This window comes from Streptomyces bikiniensis (assembly GCF_000716625.1).
In the GTDB taxonomy this organism is placed as follows: Bacteria; Actinomycetota; Actinomycetes; order Streptomycetales; family Streptomycetaceae; genus Streptomyces; species Streptomyces bikiniensis.
Map to the genome: position 1 here is coordinate 73,777 of NZ_JNXJ01000012.1, position 17,924 is coordinate 91,700.

Annotated in this window: 14 protein-coding genes and 2 pseudogenes; 7 read left to right on the top strand and 9 right to left on the bottom strand. The window is 74.3% G+C overall.

Features of this window, described 5'->3' with window-relative positions:
• Positions 1 to 234 precede the first annotated feature (234 nt).
• On the top strand, positions 235 to 2,604 hold the full coding sequence (locus tag OO47_RS11700) for a SpoIIE family protein phosphatase (protein ID WP_234323134.1): 2,370 nt from the start codon (positions 235 to 237) through the stop codon (positions 2,602 to 2,604).
• A gap of 31 nt (positions 2,605 to 2,635) precedes the next feature.
• On the opposite strand, the gene OO47_RS11705 is transcribed toward OO47_RS11700, so the two are convergent.
• The 5 genes from OO47_RS11705 to OO47_RS33340 all read right to left on the bottom strand — a co-directional run bounded on the left by OO47_RS11705 (position 2,636) and on the right by OO47_RS33340 (position 7,880).
• The gene (locus OO47_RS11705; protein WP_051715416.1) at positions 2,636 to 3,730 is read right to left on the bottom strand and encodes an FUSC family protein; all 1,095 of its coding nucleotides are present in this window, start codon (positions 3,728 to 3,730) and stop codon (positions 2,636 to 2,638) included.
• Positions 3,731 to 3,782: 52 nt separating this feature from the next.
• Complete coding sequence (gene zwf, locus OO47_RS11710) at positions 3,783 to 5,213, bottom strand: glucose-6-phosphate dehydrogenase (protein WP_030207795.1); 1,431 nt, start codon at positions 5,211 to 5,213, stop codon at positions 3,783 to 3,785.
• Positions 5,210 to 6,709, bottom strand: coding sequence for a sugar porter family MFS transporter (locus tag OO47_RS11715; RefSeq protein WP_030207796.1), 1,500 nt, complete (start codon positions 6,707 to 6,709; stop codon positions 5,210 to 5,212). The genes zwf and OO47_RS11715 overlap by 4 nt, the downstream gene beginning before the upstream one ends.
• Positions 6,710 to 6,913: 204 nt before the next feature.
• Complete coding sequence (locus OO47_RS33940) at positions 6,914 to 7,264, bottom strand: serine protease inhibitor (RefSeq protein WP_234323139.1); 351 nt, start codon at positions 7,262 to 7,264, stop codon at positions 6,914 to 6,916.
• A gap of 10 nt (positions 7,265 to 7,274) precedes the next feature.
• Complete coding sequence (locus OO47_RS33340; RefSeq protein ID WP_078489598.1) at positions 7,275 to 7,880, bottom strand: MFS transporter; 606 nt, start codon at positions 7,878 to 7,880, stop codon at positions 7,275 to 7,277.
• Between the two features lie 56 nt (positions 7,881 to 7,936).
• Here OO47_RS33340 and OO47_RS11725 point away from each other — a divergent pair, with 56 nt between their 5' ends.
• On the top strand, positions 7,937 to 8,518 hold the full coding sequence (locus tag OO47_RS11725; RefSeq protein ID WP_167345320.1) for a CGNR zinc finger domain-containing protein: 582 nt from the start codon (positions 7,937 to 7,939) through the stop codon (positions 8,516 to 8,518).
• A 46-nt stretch (positions 8,519 to 8,564) separates the two neighbouring features.
• On the opposite strand, the gene OO47_RS36115 is transcribed toward OO47_RS11725, so the two are convergent.
• The gene (locus OO47_RS36115) at positions 8,565 to 8,837 is read right to left on the bottom strand and encodes a hypothetical protein (protein WP_051715421.1); all 273 of its coding nucleotides are present in this window, start codon (positions 8,835 to 8,837) and stop codon (positions 8,565 to 8,567) included.
• An 83-nt stretch (positions 8,838 to 8,920) separates the two neighbouring features.
• Entirely contained in the window at positions 8,921 to 9,850 is a 930-nt protein-coding gene (locus OO47_RS11735) for a LysR family transcriptional regulator (protein WP_030207799.1), read from the bottom strand.
• A 188-nt stretch (positions 9,851 to 10,038) separates the two neighbouring features.
• Here OO47_RS11735 and OO47_RS11740 point away from each other — a divergent pair, with 188 nt between their 5' ends.
• The 3 genes from OO47_RS11740 to OO47_RS11750 all read left to right on the top strand — a co-directional run bounded on the left by OO47_RS11740 (position 10,039) and on the right by OO47_RS11750 (position 13,009).
• A complete protein-coding gene (locus tag OO47_RS11740) occupies positions 10,039 to 11,439 on the top strand; it encodes an MFS transporter (RefSeq protein WP_030207800.1) in 1,401 nt (466 codons plus the stop codon).
• 98 nt (positions 11,440 to 11,537) lie between these two features.
• Positions 11,538 to 12,593, top strand: a complete 1,056-nt coding sequence (locus OO47_RS11745; protein ID WP_033208845.1) for a mechanosensitive ion channel family protein — start codon at positions 11,538 to 11,540, stop codon at positions 12,591 to 12,593.
• Between the two features lie 128 nt (positions 12,594 to 12,721).
• Positions 12,722 to 13,009 (top strand): hypothetical protein, encoded by a 288-nt coding sequence (locus OO47_RS11750; protein ID WP_106969380.1) that lies wholly within the window; start codon positions 12,722 to 12,724, stop codon positions 13,007 to 13,009.
• 22 nt (positions 13,010 to 13,031) lie between these two features.
• Here OO47_RS11750 and OO47_RS36120 read toward each other — a convergent pair whose 3' ends face one another.
• Complete coding sequence (locus OO47_RS36120) at positions 13,032 to 14,993, bottom strand: bifunctional serine/threonine protein kinase/MFS transporter (RefSeq protein WP_051715424.1); 1,962 nt, start codon at positions 14,991 to 14,993, stop codon at positions 13,032 to 13,034.
• A 456-nt stretch (positions 14,994 to 15,449) separates the two neighbouring features.
• Here OO47_RS36120 and OO47_RS11760 point away from each other — a divergent pair.
• Positions 15,450 to 15,710, top strand: a pseudogene (locus OO47_RS11760) (NAD-binding protein); the annotation flags it as partial.
• Positions 15,707 to 16,475, top strand: a pseudogene (locus OO47_RS33345) (enoyl-CoA hydratase-related protein). The pseudogenes OO47_RS11760 and OO47_RS33345, both read left to right, overlap by 4 nt.
• Positions 16,476 to 16,523: 48 nt before the next feature.
• On the opposite strand, the gene OO47_RS11770 reads toward OO47_RS33345, so the two are convergent.
• Positions 16,524 to 17,831 (bottom strand): nucleobase:cation symporter-2 family protein, encoded by a 1,308-nt coding sequence (locus OO47_RS11770; RefSeq protein WP_234323135.1) that lies wholly within the window; start codon positions 17,829 to 17,831, stop codon positions 16,524 to 16,526.
• Positions 17,832 to 17,924: the final 93 nt, after the last annotated feature.

Below are 17,924 nucleotides of genomic sequence, written 5' to 3' on the forward strand. Positions count from 1 at the left end.
GGCCCAGTGCGGCCGGTTCTGTGGTGCGCGCCGTCCGGGGCCGGGCGCCGGGTCCGGACGGCGGCGGGCCGGTGCGGGCCGGGGCCGGAGCGGGTCCGGTCGACTGGCGGGCGGGGCCCGCGGAGAGATGATGGAGGTCCGGCCTCGTGCAGCAGGGGGCCCGTGTGACATGGAGGAGACCCTCGGGGCGAGCCCGCGGGGGCGCCGTGCCGTGTGAGGGAGGCAGAGCACGAGGTGGACGACGAGATCCCGCCCTTCGCACCGGAGTACCGGGGGCTGCCCTTCGCCGGTGAGGCCGCGGGGGCGCTGCTCGACGCCGAGGGCCGGATCATCGGGTGGACGCGCGCGGCGGAGGAGCTGCTCTCCCTGCCCGCCGACCGGGCCTGCGGACGGTACATCGGGGACCTGCTCAAGGATCCGGACACCCGGCGCGTACCGCCGTCCGACCAGTGGCCGGAGGCCTGGTCCGGGGTGTCCGTGGTGCGCACGGGCACCGGCGGGGAGCTGAGGGTCGACTTCCAGGTCCTGCCGCTCACGGACGCCGGCGCGTGCGCCGGGGCGCCCCGGTACTTCGTCCTCGCGGCCCCGGAGGGGACGGCGGCCCGGTGGCGGCAGGACCAGGCGTTCACCACGGAGCTGTTCCTCCAGGACCGGCTCGGCCTGGCCGTCTTCGACCTGGACCTGCGGCTGGTCAGGACCAACACCCACCTCCTCCCGTACACCGGGCTCGCGCCGGACCTGCGCGGCCTGCGCCTGATGGACTTCCTGTACGCCGAGGACGCCGCGTCCATCGAGCGGCAGCTGCGCGAGGTGCTGCGGACGGGACTGCCGCTGGTGCGGGCGGAGGAGACGGTCCGCACCCTCCAGGAGCCCGGGAGCGGGGCGGTGATGACCATCTCGGCGTTCCGGTTGCAGGCGCCCGACGGGCAGGTGTTCGGGGTGACCGCGCTGTTCACGGACGTCACCGAGCTGCGCCGGACCAGTGAGCGCCTGTCCGTGCTGCACCGCGTGACCGCGGCCGTCGGCGGCTCCCTCTCGGTGGTCGGCACCGCCGAGGACCTGGCGGCGGCGCTCGTGCCGGCGGTGGGCGACCTGGCCGTGGTGGAGATCGCGGAGGAGGTGTTCACCGGCGAGGAGCCGACTCCCGGCCCGGACGGCAGCATGCCGCTGCGCCGGACCGCCGTGTCCGGGCACAGGACGGCGGAGCCCCCGCTCGACCACGTCGTCCTGGCCAGGCCCGACGCCCCCGCGCAGCCGGCCGACCCGCTCACCTCGATGACCGTCGCGCTGCGCGCCCGAGGCAGCGTCCTCGGGCGCATGACCGTCCACCGGGACGCCGGGAAACCGCCGTACGAGGCGGCCGACCTGCATCTGCTGCACGAGATCGCCGGCCATGCCGCGCTCGCCCTGGACAACGCCCGCCGCTACACCCGCGAGCACCGCGCCTCGGTGGGGCTCCAGCGCAGTCTGCTGCCGCCCTCGGAGGCCGAGAACGTCGCCGTGACCACCGCCGGGGTCTATCTGCCGGCCGACACCGGGACCGGCGTCGGCGGCGACTGGTTCGACGTCATCCCGCTCTCGTCCGCCCGGGTCGCGCTGGTCGCCGGCGACGTCGTCGGTCACGGCCTGGCGGCCACGGCGATGATGGGGCGCCTGCGGACCGCGGTCCGCACCCTCGCCGACCTCGACCTGGAGCCGGACGAGCTGCTCGTGCACCTGGACGACCTGGTCTCCCAGCTGGGCGTGGAGACCGACGGGAGCGACGAGCCCGACGACGCGACGGGGCCCGCCCGGCCCCGGACCGATCCGATCGGCGCGACCTGCCTGTACGCGATCTACGACCCGGTGTCCCGGCGGTTCGTCATGGCCTCCGCCGGGCATCCGCCGCCGGCCGTGGCGGCCCCGGACGGAACCGTCTCCTTCGTCCCGCTGAACCCCGGGCCGCCCCTGGGGGTGAGCGGACTGCCGTTCGAGATCGCCGAGGTCGACGTGGAGCCGGGGAGCATCCTCGCCCTCTACACCGACGGCCTGATCGAGAGCCGGGAGCGCGACGTCGACGAGGGCATGGCCGAACTCGCCCGCCGCCTCGCGGAGCCGGGCGTCTTCGACACGCCGCTGCGCAGGCTCGGCCGCGAGATCGTCGCCGGGCGTCCCGCCGACCACCTCACCGACGACATCACCCTGCTGCTCGCCCGTACCCGCGCGGTGCCGTCGTACGACCACGTCGTCTGGCCGGTGGCCGCCGATCCGGCCGCGGTGGCCGAGGTGCGCGGGGCCGCGGCCCGGCAGCTGGACGACTGGGGGCTCGCGGAGCTGGCCTTCACCACCGAACTCGTCCTGAGCGAGCTGGTCACCAACGCCATCCGGTACGCCGGCGGGCCGGTCGAGGTGCGGCTCATCCGGGCGGGGCGCCTGGTCTGCGAGGTGTCCGACCCGAGCGCCACCCAGCCCCGCATGCGCCGCGCCCTGCTCACCGACGAGGGCGGCCGGGGCCTGTACCTGGTCGCCCAGCTCACCACCCGGTGGGGCTGCCGCTACACACGGCACGGCAAGACGATCTGGGCGGAGCAGGAGATCCCGGACGGGGCGGACGCGGCGCGGTAACGGTGGCGGTGGGGTGCGGGGGCCCGCCCGGTCAGGGCCGGCGCCGGCGCGGCGGCAGGGTCCGTCCCCGGCGCGGCGGGTCCGGGACGGGGACCTCCGTGGCGCCGTCGTGGACGGCCCGTTCGGCCGTTTCGGCGTCGACCCCCGCGAAGACCAGGACGTCCTGGGCGACGAGGCGTACGTTCTCCCACACGGTGACCGTGGGGGCGGGTCCGGCGTCCGGGGCGTCCCGGACGGCGTCGAGGACCCGGCGGGTCGCGTGCCGGCGGACCGCGCGGCTGCCGGGCGCCGCCGCGAGGGCGTCCAGGACCCCGGACAGGGCCCGCAGCGTGGGGGCGAACTCCTGGCGGCGCCGGGTGTCCAGGGCGAGGGCGCGGCGGACGAGGGTGAAGCAGCTGTTCCCGAGCAGGTCCAGTTGCAGCGCGGTGGCCGTCTCGCGGGTGAGGGGTTCCCTGCCGCCGCGCCGGTGGAGGGTGCGACCGGCGACGGCGATGCTGTCGGCGCGCGCCCGGCCCAGGTCGTCGAGGAGCGCGTAGACCGTGCGCACCTCGTCCCAGGTGCGGAGGGTCCGTTCGTCGTCCCCGGCGTCCATCTCGCGCGCCGTGAGGGCGAGGGCGCGCGCGAGGCCGGACAGGGTGGTGGACTCGGCCTTCCTGAGCAGGGCGAGGGGATGTACGGGGAAGAGGAGCTGGCTGAAGACGAGGGCGACGGCGCCGCCGACGAGCGCGTCCAGGACGCGGTCGACACCGGCCTGCTGTCCGGCGGCGACGCAGATGACCGCGCCGACGGCGGCCTGGGCCATGGTGATGCGTTCGCCGTCGAGGAGGAGCGCGACGAGGAGCGCGCACAGCACGGCCGCGCCGACGGCGACGGTGCCGTGGCCGAGGAGGGCGAAGGCGAGCTGTCCGACGACGACGCCGGTGATGACGCCGACCAGGACCCGTACGGTGTTGGTGCCGCGTCCGCCCAGGGGGGTGTTGAGGGCCACGAGGGTGGCGATCGGGGCGAACAGGGGGACGTGGTGGTCGATGAGGTCGTCCGCGATCCACCAGGACAGGGCGGCGGCCACGGCCTGCTGGAGCACCGGCCACAGGTTGTCCCCGACGCGCCTGCGTGCCTCGGCCATCGTCCCCTTTCCGTCCGTCTCCCGTCGGCTTCCCCCGCGGGGCGCCGGTCCGTCAGTCGACGTCCTCGAAGAGGCGCCGCCCCGGCTGGTGCCAGTGCTCCAGGTCGGGGAGCCGGTCGGCCGCTTCGGGGCCCCAGGTGCCGGGGGCGTACGGCAGGGGCGGTTCGGCGGGGTCGAGGACGGGCCCGACGATCCGCCAGCACTCCAGGATCGTGGGGAAGAAGGCGAAGGTCTCGGGGTTGCCGACGACGGCACCCCGGAGGATGTTCTCGTACGGCAGCTCCTGCCGCCCGAGGACCTTCGCGAAGTCGACGCCGATGGGCACGGTCACCGGCTGCTCCACGCCCTCCTCGGGCTTGCGGAGCATCAGGTCGGCCCGGATGCCGGTGTCGCCGTCGATGCGGAAGCGGATGAGGTTGGGCGGGGTCTCCGAGGCGTCGCCGCCGAAGAGTTCGAGGGGCGGCGTGCGGAGCTGGACGATCACCTCGGTGGCGGTGACGGCCAGCGCCTTGCCGCTGCGCAGGTAGAAGGGGACGCCGGACCAGCGCCAGTTGTCGATGAACAGGCGGGTGGCGAAGTACGTCTCGGTGGTGGAGTCCGGCTTGACGCCCTTGACGTCGAGGTAGCCCTCGTACTGGCCGCGGACGGTGGCGGCGGGCTCCATGGTGCGGGTGGCGTGCAGCACCCGCCACTTCTCCAGTCCCTGGGCACGGGCGTTGGAGACGCTGGGCGGGTCCATCGCGAGGAAGGCGAGGACCTGGAGCAGGTGGTTCTGGACGACGTCGCGCAGACAGCCGACGGCGTCGTAGAAGGAGCCGCGGTCGGCGACGTCGAAGTCCTCGGCGAGGGTGATCTGGACGTTGTCGACGTAGGAGCGGTGCCAGATGGGGGCGAGGAGGGTGTTGGCGAAGCGGGCGACCATCAGGCTCTCCACGGCGGCGTTGCCGAGGAAGTGGTCGACGCGCAGCAGGTGGTGGTCGTCGAAGCAGGTGCTCAGTTCCTCCTGGAGCCTCCGCGCGGATTCCAGGTCGTGGCCGAACGGCTTCTCGACCACCAGGCGGGCGTGGCGGTTCAGGCCGGCGTCGGCGAGGGCGCGGGCGACGGTGGTGAACAGGGAGGGCGGGATCGCCAGGTAGTGGGTGACGAAGCCGTGTCCGGCGACGGCCTCGCGGAGCCGTTCGAAGGTGGCCTTGTCGGTGAAGTCGCCGGTGACGATGGACAGGTTCGCCGCGAGCCGGGCGAAGACCTCCTCGTCGAGGTCGGGGACGGCGGCGGCGACCGCCTCCCGGGCGTGGCGGCGGAGCGCCTCGTCGTCCCAGTCGCCGGCGGCCACGCCGATGACGGGGACGGTGAGCCGGTCGTCCTCGGTGAGCCGGTAGAGGGCGGGCAGCAGCATCTTCTTGGCGAGGTCGCCGGTGATGCCGAAGAGGACGAGGGCGTCGGCCGTCTCGAGGTCGTCGGGACCGAGGAGGGTGTCGCTCATCGCGAGCGTCCTTTCTGCGGGGATGCCGTCCCCCGGGGGTCGCCGGGGCGGTCCGGGCGGTCCGGGCGGTCCGGTCCGTGCGGGAAGCGGGCGTCGAGGGCCTCTTCGATCTGCTCGGGGTCGCGGCCGCGGGTCTCGGGCAGGTAGCGGCTGACGAAGAGGAACGCGAAGAGGCAGATCCCCGCGAAGATCCAGAAGGTCTCGCCCTGGCCGATGAGGTGGGCCAGGGGCAGGAAGGCGAGGCTGACGACGAAGTTGGAGACCCAGTTGACGGCGGTGGAGAGGCTCGATCCCTCGGCCCGGACGGAGGGCGGGAAGATCTCCCCGATCAGGGTCCAGAAGACGGGTCCGAGGCCGCCCGCGAAGGCGGCGATGTAGACCACCATGAAGACCAGGGTCAGTTCCGAGTTCATGTCCACGACGAACGCCAGGCCCAGCATGAAGATCGAGACCGTCATCAGGGCGAGCGAGGCGAGGACCATGGGCCGCCGGCCCACCCGGTCCACCAGCTTGATCGCCACCAGCGTCATGACCAGGTTGATCAGGCCGATGAAGACGGAGTAGAGGATGGCGTTCGAGGCGTCGAGTCCGGTCTGCTGGATGATGGTCGGCGCGTAGTAGATGATCGTGTTGATGCCGGCGAACTGCTGGACGGCGGCGAGGGTGAGTCCGACGATCAGGGCGGGCCGCACGTCGGGGGCGAGCAGCCGCCGGGTTCCCTTTCCGCCCGCCGCCTCGTTGCGCCTCTGCTTCTCGCGGTCCTCGGCCGTGCGCTGCCGGGCGCGCCGTACTAGTTCGTCGGCCGTCGGCCCGTCGGTCAGTTCGGCGATCCCCCGGCGTGCCACGTCCTCCTGGCCGTGGGCGATCAGCCACTGCGGCGACTCGGGCAGCAGCCACAGCGTGGCGGCGATCATGAGGAGGGCGGGGATCGCGCCGACGGCGAACATGGCCCGCCACGCCTCGCTGCTCGCGAAGGCGAGGTTGACGAGGTACGCGACGAGGATGCCGACCGTGATCATGAGCTGGTTCATGGTGAGCAGCCGGCCGCGGATCCTCGTCGGCGAGATCTCCGAGAGGTAGACCGGCACCGTGGCGGAGGCGGCGCCGACGGAGAGGCCGAGGACGATCCGGCCCGCCATGAGCGTCAGGTAGCCGTTCGCCAGGGCGGCGATCGCGGTGCCGAGCACGAACACGACGCCGATGAGGCGCAGGGCCCTGCGCCTGCCGAGCCGGTCGGCGAGGCGGCCCGCCGAGGTGGCGCCGACGACGGCGCCGATGAGCAGGACGCTGACCACGCTGCCCTGTTCGAAGGCGTTGAGGTCGAAGTCCTCCTTGATGTAAAGGAGCGCGCCGGAGACGACACCGGTGTCGAAGCCGAACAGGAAGCCGCCCAGCGCGATCGCGGCCGCCCAGAGGGTGATCCTCCGGATTCCCTCCGGCGCGACCTCGGTGAGCGGACCGTGGGTCCCCGGCTCCCTGGAGAATCCCTGAACCATGCGACGCCCTCGTCTCCCGGGCGCACGCCTTCTCGACGCTCGTCTCCTCGGTGGCCTTTGCGATCATCGTCACGGCACGGCGGCGGTGACGACATCTGTGCGGGCAATCGGGTGAGGGGGGTCGTGCGACGCGGGTCCGCGGCCTCGGGCGTGCTCCGCGGGGCGGATCAGGGGCCTGTACCGGCCCCGATCCGCCGGACGCCCCTAGCCGATGGCGGGGACCTGGGTGACGAGGCCGAAGGCGTTGTGGACGATCCGGACGCGGTTCTCGTTGTAGTCCATGGTGACCAGCGCGCCCTCGGGGACGTGCTGGATCTCCAGGTCCGGCCGGTCCCGCAGGATCACCTTCTCGGCCCAGGCCTTCGGCAGTCCGAGGGTCTCGGGCCACTGGGTCCTCGTCCCCGCGTGGTCCGTCGCGGGGGCGCCGGGCAGGGCGGCCGCGTCGAGGACGGCGGGGACCGCGGTGGCGGCGGCGTCGGCGGTCTCCGGGGCCGCGGTGGCGGCCGGAGCGATCAGGGCGGTGGCGGAGGCGGCCGCGAGGGCGGCCAGGAGCATCTTCTTCACGTCAGGCAGAACGATTCGCCGCTCCGGCGGTCACCGCGGACGGGTTATCGGTCACCGGTACGGCCCACGCGGCGGGCAGGGCGAGGGCGACGAGCACCGCGGAGACCACCACGGCCGCCGGGGCGCCCAGCACCTCGGCCGTGCCTCCGGCGAGGGCCGGGCCGGCCAGTCCGGCCGCACCGAACGTCATGGCGTCGAGCGCGTTCGCCCGGGCCAGGCGGTCGCCTCGTACGACGGCGGGGAGTTGGGCCGTCCAGCCGCCCGACAGGGCCGGCCCGAGCAGCCCCGCCAGTACGGCGAGAGCGAGGGTGAGCACGAGCGGCAGCCGGCCGAGGCCCACGAGGACCGCCGTCAGGCCCGCCGCGTACAGGGCGAGGGCCGCCGCGAGGAGGCGGCCGGGCCGTTCCGCCCGGTCGAGGAGCGTCCCGAGCACCGGGCCGCCCAGGACGGAGGAGACCGTGACGCCCGCGAGCAGCAGCGATGCGTCGGCGGCCGATCCGGTCAGCGCGAACCCGGCCAGCATCAGGGCCGGTCCCGACATCTCGTCCCCGGTACGGGCCACCGCCGCTCCGGTGAGGTGGACGGGAAAGGAGTAACGCCTCTTCATCTGCGGGACGTTACGGAGGTAACTCAAAACCCGGCAAGGTGCGTTACATTCTCCCGGTGTCCTCTCCCGTCGACGACCGGTCCGCCCGGCACTCCGTACAGACCACCGCGCGACGGACCGTCGACCTGGTCAACGCGCTCTCCGGCGACTCCCCCGACCCCGCCGGGGTCGCCGCGGTGCTCCGCGCGTACGGCGAGGCGGAGCCCCTCGACCTCACCACCCATGATGTCGCCGGGATGCGCGCGGCCGCCGCGCTGCTGCGGGAGGTCTTCGCCGCCGGGCACGTCGACGGGGCCGCCGCCGTCCTCAACCGCCTCCTGCGGGAGCACACCGGACCGCTGCGGCTCTCCTCCCACGGCGGCGCCTCCCCCTGGCACCCCCACCTGGACTCCGGCGACGACGCGCCCTGGGACGAGTGGCTGCTCGCCTCGTCGTGCATGGCCCTGACCGTCCTCCTCTGGGACCGTCGACGCCCGCCGGGCGGGATCTGCGCCTCGTCCGGCTGCCGGAACGTCTTCCTCGCCCAGGGCGCCGGGCAGGAGCGCCGCTACTGCTCCCGCCGGTGCGCCACCCGTGAGCGGGTCGCGGCTCACCGGCGCTCGCGCGCCGCCGGACGGGAGGGCGGGGCTCCGCGCTGAGCCCTCGCCCGGCGCCGGGCGGCGCCCGTGCGCCGGTGCCGGTGGGTCAGGTCCGCTCCCGGGCGCGGTACCGGAGGATCCCCTTCGCCGTGAGGGCCGCGCCCACGCACGCCACGCCGGCCAGCGTGACCGCGAAGTCGCCGAAGGTGAAGCCGGCGAGGGCCGTCACGCCGCCGACCGCGTCGAGGAGGTCCAGCCCGGCCCCGGTGCGCCGTTCCGGCGCGGGGTCGCGCAGCCGGCGCAGGACGGGAACGAGGGCGGCGAGTTGCAGGACCACCAGGGCCACGAAGACCCAGCGGAACGCGAGGGGGATGTCCACGCGCCGCAATGTACGCCCGGACCGATCACCCCGGATGGACGGCGGGTGGATTCGGCCCCAACTCTCGGTCGAGTGGGGCGGTTTCACCCGGTATCGCCGCCCAGCTCGCTCCTGACGACCTCGCCCACCAGGCCGCGCAGCCAGGCGTGGGCGGGGTCGGCCTCGTACCGGGGGTGCCAGGCGAGGGAGAGGCGGAGGGACGGCAGGTCGAGGGGGATCGGGAAGGTGGCCAGGCCGAAGCGGCGGGCCGTGGCCGAGTGGACGCGTTCCCCGAGGATGCCGACGAAGTCGGTGTCGAGCAGGGCGAGGAGGGCCGAGGCGAAGGTCGGGTAGACGGCCACGACCCTGCGCTCCAGGCCGTGTTCGGCCAGGGCCGTGTCGATCGGGCCGGTGAACCGGCCCCGGCGCGAGTGGTTGAGGTGGTCGGCGGCGGCGAACCCGGCGAGGGTGACCCCGCCGTCCAGGAGGGGGTGCCCGGTTCGGACGACGCCCACGAAGCGGTCCTCCAGGAGCGGTTCGATGCGGGTCTCGGGGCCGGTTCCGGCGACGTCGCCGAGTTCCAGGTCGGCCAGGTCCTCACGGAGGAACTGCACGTCCTGCGGGCCTTCGCCCAGGAACCTCAGGGAGACGCCCGGGGCCTCGGCCCGCATCCGGGTGAGGAGCGGCGCGCCGAGGCGGACGACCAGGGACTCGTCGGCCTGGACGGTGAAGGTCCGTTCGAGGCGGGCCGGGTCGGTCTCGCCGGCCGGCGCGAAGACGGCGCGGGCCCGTACGACCAGTTCGTGGACCTCGGCCCGTACGGCCAGGGCGCGCGGGGTGGGGACCATGGTCCGCCCGGACCGGACCAGTACGGGGTCTCCCAGGGCGCGCCGAATACGGCCGAGGGTACGGCTCATCGCGGGCGACGACAGGTCGAGCCGGTCGGCGGCGCCGCCGACGCTGCCCTCTTCGAGGAGGGCGTCCAGGGCGACCAGCAGGTTCAGATCGAGATTCGAATTCACGTTCAGTTGCATGGCGTGCACTTATCTCTTCGCAAAGTTGCATTTGAAGGCAAGTCCGTTGCGACCCTACCGTGGCAGTGCGGTCGGCCGACCCCCTCTCTCCCCGGTTCTCCTTCCGGTCCTCCTCCGGGCTCCTCGAACTCCGGGCCCCTCCTCCGGGCTCCTAGAACTCCGGGCCCCTCGAACGAAAGATCCTTCCCATGACCCTGGATGACGTGCGTTCCGCGCCGCGTCCCGTCGGCCGCCGGGCCGTGTACGCCGTGATGGCGGCGTGCTCCGTGCTGGTGGTGTCGCTGGTGGCCGCGGTCAACCTCGCGATCCCGAAGCTGGCGGCGAGCGGACTCGCGCCCTCCCCCGGCCAGTTGCTGTGGATCGTCGACACCTACGTGCTGGTCTTCGGCTGCCTGCTGATCCCGGCGGGCGCGCTCGGCGACCGGTACGGCCGCAAGGGCGCGCTGCTTGCCGGCCTCGGCCTGGTGGCGGCCGGCGCCCTGGTCTCGGCGGCGGCCCCCGGCGTCGCCGTCCTGATCGCCGGCCGGGCCGTCACCGGCGTCGGGGCGGCCCTGGTCATGCCGGCCACCCTGTCGCTGATGCTGGAGGTGACCGAACCGGCCGGACGGCCGCAGGCGGTCGCCGTCTGGACGGCCGCGACCGGCGTCGCCGGCGTCGCCGGGAACGTCGGCGGGGGCCTGGCCCTGCAGTACCTGCCGTGGCAGGGCCTGTTCCTGTCGGTCGCGCCGCTCGCCGCCGTCCTCGGCCTGCTCGCGGCCCGTTGCGCGCCGCGCGGCGAACGGCGGCCCGCGAACCTGGACCTGCCCGGCTCGGCGCTGCTCGTCACGGGCGTCGGAGCCCTGCTGTACGGGATCATCGAGGGGCCCTCGTCCGGCTGGGCATCCGTGCGGGTGATCGGCGGGCTGCTGCTTTCGGCCGGTCTCCTCGCGCTGTTCGTGGTGCGCTCGCTCCGCGCGGACCGTCCGCTGCTCGACCCGCGCGTCTTCCGGATCCGCAGGCTGCGGGCCGGTTCCCTCGGCGTCGGGGTCGCGTTCTTCGGCCTGTTCTCCCTGTTCTACGTCAACGCCCAGTACCTCCAGTACGCCAAGGGGTACTCGCCGCTGGTCGCCGGGTGCGCGATCGCTCCCCTCGCGGTCGGCATGGCGGTCGCCTCGCGCCACAGCATCCGGCTGGCCGCCCGCTTCGGCGACGGCGTCGTCACCGCCGGCCTGGCGGGCATCGTCGGCGGGCTCGTCCTGACGTCCTTCGCCACCGCCGCCACCCCGTACCCCGTCTACGCCCTCTTCCTCCTGGTCCTCTCCCTGGGCATGGGCCTGTGCGTGCCGGTCCTCTCGGCCGCCGTCATGGGCTCCCTCCCGCAGTCCCGGGCGGGTCTCGGGTCGGGCCTGAACGGCGCGACCCGCGAGATCGGCAGCGCGCTGGGCGTCGCCGTCATGGGGACGTCCCTCTCCTCGCACGGCTCGGAGGTCTTCTCCAGCGCGATGGCCTTCGGCTTCCGGGTGGTCGCGGGCCTCGTCCTGGCCGCGTCCCTCGTCGCCCTGGCGTGGTGGCGCGGCGGCGACGGGACGCCGACGACCCCGGCGGGGTGAGCCCGGGTCGTCGGCGCCGGTCCGGCGGCATGTTTGGGGGACCGGACGGCGGTCAGGCGTAATCGACGAACCTGCCCGACTCATCGACTGGGGAGCACATGGAGAGCGTTCTTCGGCTGGCGGCCTCCGTCGGCGGCTCGGCCCTCGTGGCGTTCGTCGTGGTCCGAACGGCGGACCTGCTGGCCCGTCACGCGGACGCGCGCCACCACGAGACACCTCTGTGGGGGCTGCTGCGCCGCTGCCGCACGCCGCTGTTCGTCGTCCTGCTGACCGCCCTGCTCCGCTGGACCTATCCGGCCTCGGCCTTCTCCGCCCTGGAGGAGCACGCCGACCTGGTGGGCCACGTGCTGCTGCTGTGCCTGATAGGCGGCGGCGCCTGGCTGACGATCCGGGCGGCCTCGGCCGTCGTCGAGTCCTCGTACGCGCGGTACGCGGGGCGGGCGCGCGACGCGGCGCGGCTGCGCCGGGTCCGTACCCAGGTCACGCTGATCATGCGGGTGCTGTCGGTCGCGGTCGGCGTGCTCGCCGCCGCCGCCGCCCTCGTCACCTTCCCCTCCTTCCGCACCCTCGGCACGTCCCTGCTCGCCTCGGCCGGGATCATCGGCATCGTGGCCGGCGTGGCGGCGCAGTCGACGCTCGGCAACCTCTTCGCCGGCTTCCAGATCGCCTTCGGCGACATGGTCCGCATCGGGGACACGGTCGTCGTCGACGGCGAGTGGGGCCTCGTGGAGGAGGTGACGCTGACCTTCCTGACGGTCAGGACCTGGGACGAGCGCCGGGTGACGCTGCCCGTCTCGTACTTCACCTCGCGGCCGTTCGAGAACTGGTCCCGGGGCGGCGCCCAGATGACGGGGTCGGTCTTCGTCCACTGCGACCACTCCACGCCCGTCGCGCTGATGCGGGCACACCTGCGCGAGTTCCTCGCCGGCTGCCCGACCTGGGACGGGCGGGGCTGGGACCTCGCCGTCACCGACACGTCGCCGACCTCCATCACGGTCCGCGCGATCGTGACCGCCAAGGACGCCGACGACCTGTGGACGACCCGCTGCGCCGTACGGGAGGAACTGGTGCGCTGGCTCGCGCGGGAGCATCCCGGTGCCCTGCCCCGGGTCGTCACCGCCTCCGCGCCGGGCGAGTCCGGCAAGGCGGCCTGACCCCGTACGTCCGGACGGAGCGCCGGGCGGCGCCGGAGGAGGGCGGGGGCGGCACCCTCGTGCGGTCCGTGGAGACCGGACAGTGCACCATGGGGCCGTCCCTTCCCGTGCGCCTCCGGAGAATCCCGATGCTCTCGCTGATCCTCGTCGTCCTCGCTGTCGTCGCCGTCTTCGGCTCGTTCGTCCTGTGCGTCGTGACCGTCGCGCGGATGCGGGAGCTGCCGGCGTGGCGGCGCTTCCTCCCCCTGGCGCTCCTCCTGGTCGCACTGTCCGCGAGCCTCCTGCGCGCCGCCGACGTCCGCTGGGTCGCCGAGGCGATCGCCTTCCCCCTGAACCTGGCGGTCATCCTCCTCTCCACGTACGAGATCCGCGCCAGGCGGCTCCGGAACCGTCGGGAGGCGGCCGGAGCCGCCTAGGGCCCGTCCTGCGGATCAGGCTCTAGAAGCGGAGGTGTCCCACGGCCATGAGCAGGGCGGCGACGGCGACGTTGACCAGGGCCGTGGCGAGGAGGTGTCCGCGCGGCGCCCCGGGGCCGGGCGGTGGGGCGAGGGCGCCGGCCGTCCTGGTCTGGCGCCACACGAAGGCCGCGAGCAGGGCGCCGGCGACCGGGACCAGGAGGGCGTGGCCCTCGAAGTACGGGACGGCCCCGCCGATTCCGATGATCCCGGCGGCGCCGAGCAGCACCCCGGGCCCGTCGAGGCGGAGGCCTGCGCGGCCCGGGCGGTCGTGCACCAGGGCCGCCGCTCCGGCCGTGGCGGCCACGGCAAGGAGGGCGGCGGCGAACAGGCACCAGCGCCAGTTCGGACCGACCGGGAACAGCCAGAACGCCAGCAGGCCGAGCGCCGGGCCGCCGCCCGCGATCGCGGTGTGGATCCCGAACGCCCTGCGGCGTTCCCCCGGGTCGGTGAACGACGTGGACAACAGGGCCGGTACGGACGACGAGATCAGCGCGGCGAAGGCGCCCTGGAGGGCACGGCCCGTGATCCACGCGGTGGAAGAGGGGGCCGCGCCGCCGAGGGCGGCGGCCACCGCGAACCCCGCCAGGCCGATGACCAGCATCCTCTTGCGGCCCACGAGGTCCGCGACGCGGGTGCCGAACAACAGCACCCCGGCGAAGGCCAGCACATAGGAGACGGGCATCACGTCCAGGTAGACGGTGGACGTCACCTTCACGCCGCCGGTGGCGAGCCCCAGGTCATGGCCGGCACCCCACCACAGCATCGCCCGGTTGGAGAACGCCGCGTCGACCAGGACGAGCGTCTGGGCCAGTGCGAGCGTCATCAGGCCCCACCAGCGCCGGGGAAGGGGGGCCGCCGGGGCCGCCGCCGGGGATGCGGGTGCGCTCCAGGATCCGGGCGACGGGTCCACGGGCGCGCCGAATCCGGGGGGCGAGGCGGAGGCGGACCGCGCGGGGACCGTCGGGACGTACGCGGGCGGCGGAGGCGTCGTCCCTGCGGACCCGGGGCGGGGGGCCGGCCGTACGGCGGGGGCATCGGCTCCGGCGGGGGCGTAGTCCAGCAGGTGGGCGGCGCGGCGGCCGAGCTGGGCGAGGACCGGCCCCGGCAGCCACTCGCCGTCCTGGCCGGCCGCCGTGCGCGCGGCCACCTCGCGGGGAGTCGGCCGCCGGGCCGGATCCTTGTGCAGGCAGGCCCGTACGAGGTCGACGAGCGTGTCCGGTACACCGGTCAGGTCCGCCTCCTCCTCCGCGATCCGGAAAAGGTGGGCGTTGAGACCGCTGTCCGTGGCGCCGAAGAGGAGGCGTCCGGTGGCGGCGTAGACCAGGAGCGCGCCCAGGCAGAACACGTCGGAGGCCGGGGTGAGTTCGAGGCCGCGCACCTGTTCCGGCGACATGAAGCCGGGCGAGCCGATCAGCATGCCGGTGCGGGTGTGCAGGCTGTCCCCGGCCAGGCCGTCCATGGCCCGCGCGATGCCGAAGTCGATGACGCGCGGCCCGTCCACGGTGACCAGGACGTTGGACGGCTTGAGGTCGCGGTGGATCAGGCCGGCCTCGTGCACGGCCTGCAGGGCGAGGGCGAGGCGGTTGGCGAGGGTGCGGACCGACGCCTCGGGCAGCGGCCCGAAGTCCTCGGCCACGACGGTGGTCAGGTCGGGGCCCGGTATGTACCGGGTCGCCACCCACGGCACCTCGGCCTCGGTGTCGGCGTCCAGGACGTCGGCGGTCCAGGTGCCGCCCACCCGCCGGGCGGCGGCCACCTCGCGGGCGAACCGCCTGCGGAACTCGGCGTGCTGGGCATGTTCGGCCTGGACGACCTTGACCGCGACCGTGCGGCCCAGGTCGGAGCGGCCCAGGTAGACCAGGCCCATTCCGCCCGCGCCGAGGCGGGCGATCAGGCGGTACGGGCCGATGTGCGCGGGGTCCGCCCCCGTCAGTTGTTCCACGGCGGAGGTCAGCCCTTCGGGTTCCGGTCGTCCGGGCCGCGCCACGTGGCCGGGGCGGACGGGCGCGCCGAGAGGAGTTCGTCGTGGTCCATGCGGTGGTCCCCCTGGATGGATGCGGAGGTCCCAAGGTAGAGCAAGATCGAAGGCGGGGGCGGGTGTTGCCGGGGAGAGACCGGGCTCCCGGGTCCGCGGGCCCGCCCGCCGACCGCCCCGTCAACCGCCCTTCAGCGGTTCGTCAGCCGTACTTCAACCACTCTTCAACCGCACGTCAAGCGTTCGTCAGCCGTCCGTGACCACCGGGTACGGCACGTGGGTGCGCCGGCCGGGGTCGCCCGAGAGGCGGCCGCCGGCCGGGGACCCGGCGCGCTGGGCGCAGTCGCGCCGCTCGCCAGGGTGAGCATGGCGGACGTGGACCGTTTCTTCGCCCCGCTCGGCGTGCGCGAACTGCGGCTCGCCGGGCCCGTGCCGGGGAGCCCGGCGAACCGCGACTGCCTTCCGGGCTTCGCGGCGCCTCTGACGGCCAAGGACCTGAACCTCGCCGCCGACGCCCTGCGGGCCGGCGGCGTGGACACCCAACTTGGCCTGAAAGCAGCAGAGTTGTACACGTCCTCCGCGGAGGGGGACGGCGCCGGGCTGGACTTCTCGGCGATCGTACGGACGATCCGGGGGTCCGGGGCCGCCACGGAGCACACGACGAAGGACGGGACGAACCCATGACCTACGAGACCGTCCTGGTCGAGCGCAAGGACCGCGTCGCGCTCGTCACCCTCAACCGCCCGAAGCCCTCAACGCCCTCGACCTCCGGGTGACGGAGGAGGTCGTGGCGGCCGTCGAGGGGCTGGACCGGGACCCCGGCGCGGGCCGTGTCGTCCTGACGGGGTCGGAGCGGGCGTGCGCCGCGGGCGCCGACATCAAGGAGATGCGCCCGCGGAGCTACATGGACATGCACCCCTCCGACTGGTTCACGGCCTGGGGCCGGCTCGGGCGGGTCCGTACGCCCACGGTCGCGGCGGTCGCCGGGTACGCGCTGGGCGGCGGCTGCGAGCCGGCGACGCTCTGCGGCGTCCTGCCGGCCGCCGACACGGCGGTCTTCGGGCAGCCGGAGATCAAGCTCGGGGTGATCCCGGCATCGGCGGCTCCCAGCGGTCGACCCGGGCCGTCGGCAGGGCGAAGGCCATGGAGCTGTGCCTGACCGGCCGGACCATGGACGCCGTCGAGGCCGAGCGGGCCGGGCCGGTGTCGCGGATCGTGCCGGCGGACGAACTCCTCACCGAGGCGTGGAAGGTCGCCGGCACGGTGGCGGCGATGTCCAAGCCGGTCGCGATGATGGCGAAGGAGTCCGTGAACCGCTCCTTCGGGACCACGCTCGCCGAGGGCGTGCGCTTCGAACGGCGCCTGCTCCACGCGGTGTTCGCCACGGAGGACCAGGAGGGCATGTCCGCGTTCGTGGAGAAGCGGCCTCCGGGGTTCGTCCACGGCTGACGCGTGGCCGGCCGGGCGGGGGTCTCCCCCGCCCGGCCGGCCTTCCGCTCAGACCGCGTCGGTCGCGGGCGTCGCGCCGGGACGGGACCCTCGCCACGACGGAAGGTGGTGGAAGAACAGGTTGAGGACGACCGCGGTGAGCGTCCCCAGCATGATGCCGCTCTCGAAGAGGACTTGGAGCTGCCGGGTCGGCATGTGCTCGGCGAACTGGGGATACGCGGTGGGCAGGAAGCCGATGCCGAGGCTCGCGGCCACCAGGACCGTGTTCCGCGCGCCCGACAGGTCGGCCTTGACGAGGATCTGCATCCCCACGACGGCGATCGTCGAGAACAGGACGACGGTGGCGCCGCCCAGGACGGCCGGCGGCATCGCCGCGACCACCGCGCCCACCTTGGGGACCGTACCGAGGACCAGCATGATCACCCCGCCGGTCGCGACGACCCGGCGGGACGTCACCCCGGTCAGCCGCAGCAGCCCCACGTTCTGGCTGTAGACCGTGGTGGGGAAGGAGTTGAGCAGTCCGGACGCCACCGTGGCCAGACCGTCGGCGCGCAGCGCGCGGACGACGGACCGCTCGTCCACCTCGCGTCCGGCGATCTCCCCGACGGCGAAGAACTGGCCGATCGACTCGACCGCGATGATCACCATGACGAGGACGATCGCGAGGACCGCCATCACGTCGAAGCGGGGCGCTCCGTAGTGCAGCGGGGCCTGCATCCCGAACCAGGCGGCGTCGCCGACGCGGGAGAAGTCGGCCCGTCCGGCGAGCGCCGCGACCACCGTGCCCGCCGCCAGGCCGAGCAGGACGGCGACCGAGGCGACGAAGCCCTTCGCGAACCGGTACAGCACGACGACGACCACCAGCGTGACGGCGGCCAGACCGAGCTGGACGGGAGCCCCGAAGCCGGCCGCGCCCGGATCGCCGCCGCCCACCTGCCGGGCGGCCACCGCCATCAGGGTCACCCCGACGACGGTGACGATCGTGCCGGTGACCAGGGGCGGGAAGAAGCGCACCAGCCGGCCGAAGACCGGGGCCACCAGGAAGAGCACGAACCCGGCCGCGATCACCGCCCCGAACACCGTGGGCAGCCCGGCGCGCGCACCCCCCGCCGCCACGCCGACGGACACCAGGGACGGCACGGCCGCCGTCGACATGCCCTGCACCACCGGCAGCCGGATGCCGACGCCGGGCAGGCCCACGGTCTGCAACAGGGTCGCCACGCCGCAGGCGACCAGCGCGGTGTTCACGAGCGAGGCGGTGTCGGCTTCGGACAGCCCCATGCCCTGCGCCACCAGCAGCGGCATGACCACGGCGCCCGCGTAGAAGGCCAGCACGTGCTGCAGACCGAGCGCCACCAGCCGCCACCGGGCGGGCGCGGCGCCGGCGGGGGCCGGGCCTGCGGGACCGGCGACGCGCGGGGGACGCGGGGAGGCGGTCCCGTCCGGCGA

Excerpts from the sequence above, each read along its gene's own strand:
- OO47_RS11705 (WP_051715416.1), bottom strand. The coding sequence starts at position 3,730 with ATGGCCGAGGCACGCAGGCGCGTCGGGGACAACCTGTGGCCGGTGCTC.
- zwf (WP_030207795.1), bottom strand. The coding sequence starts at position 5,213 with ATGAGCGACACCCTCCTCGGTCCCGACGACCTCGAGACGGCCGACGCC.
- OO47_RS11715 (WP_030207796.1), bottom strand. The coding sequence starts at position 6,709 with ATGGTTCAGGGATTCTCCAGGGAGCCGGGGACCCACGGTCCGCTCACC.
- OO47_RS33940 (WP_234323139.1), bottom strand. The coding sequence starts at position 7,264 with ATGCTCCTGGCCGCCCTCGCGGCCGCCTCCGCCACCGCCCTGATCGCT.
- OO47_RS33340 (WP_078489598.1), bottom strand. The coding sequence starts at position 7,880 with ATGAAGAGGCGTTACTCCTTTCCCGTCCACCTCACCGGAGCGGCGGTG.
- OO47_RS11735 (WP_030207799.1), bottom strand. The coding sequence starts at position 9,850 with ATGCAACTGAACGTGAATTCGAATCTCGATCTGAACCTGCTGGTCGCC.
- OO47_RS11740 (WP_030207800.1), top strand. The coding sequence starts at position 10,039 with ATGACCCTGGATGACGTGCGTTCCGCGCCGCGTCCCGTCGGCCGCCGG.
- OO47_RS11745 (WP_033208845.1), top strand. The coding sequence starts at position 11,538 with ATGGAGAGCGTTCTTCGGCTGGCGGCCTCCGTCGGCGGCTCGGCCCTC.
- OO47_RS11750 (WP_106969380.1), top strand. The coding sequence starts at position 12,722 with ATGCTCTCGCTGATCCTCGTCGTCCTCGCTGTCGTCGCCGTCTTCGGC.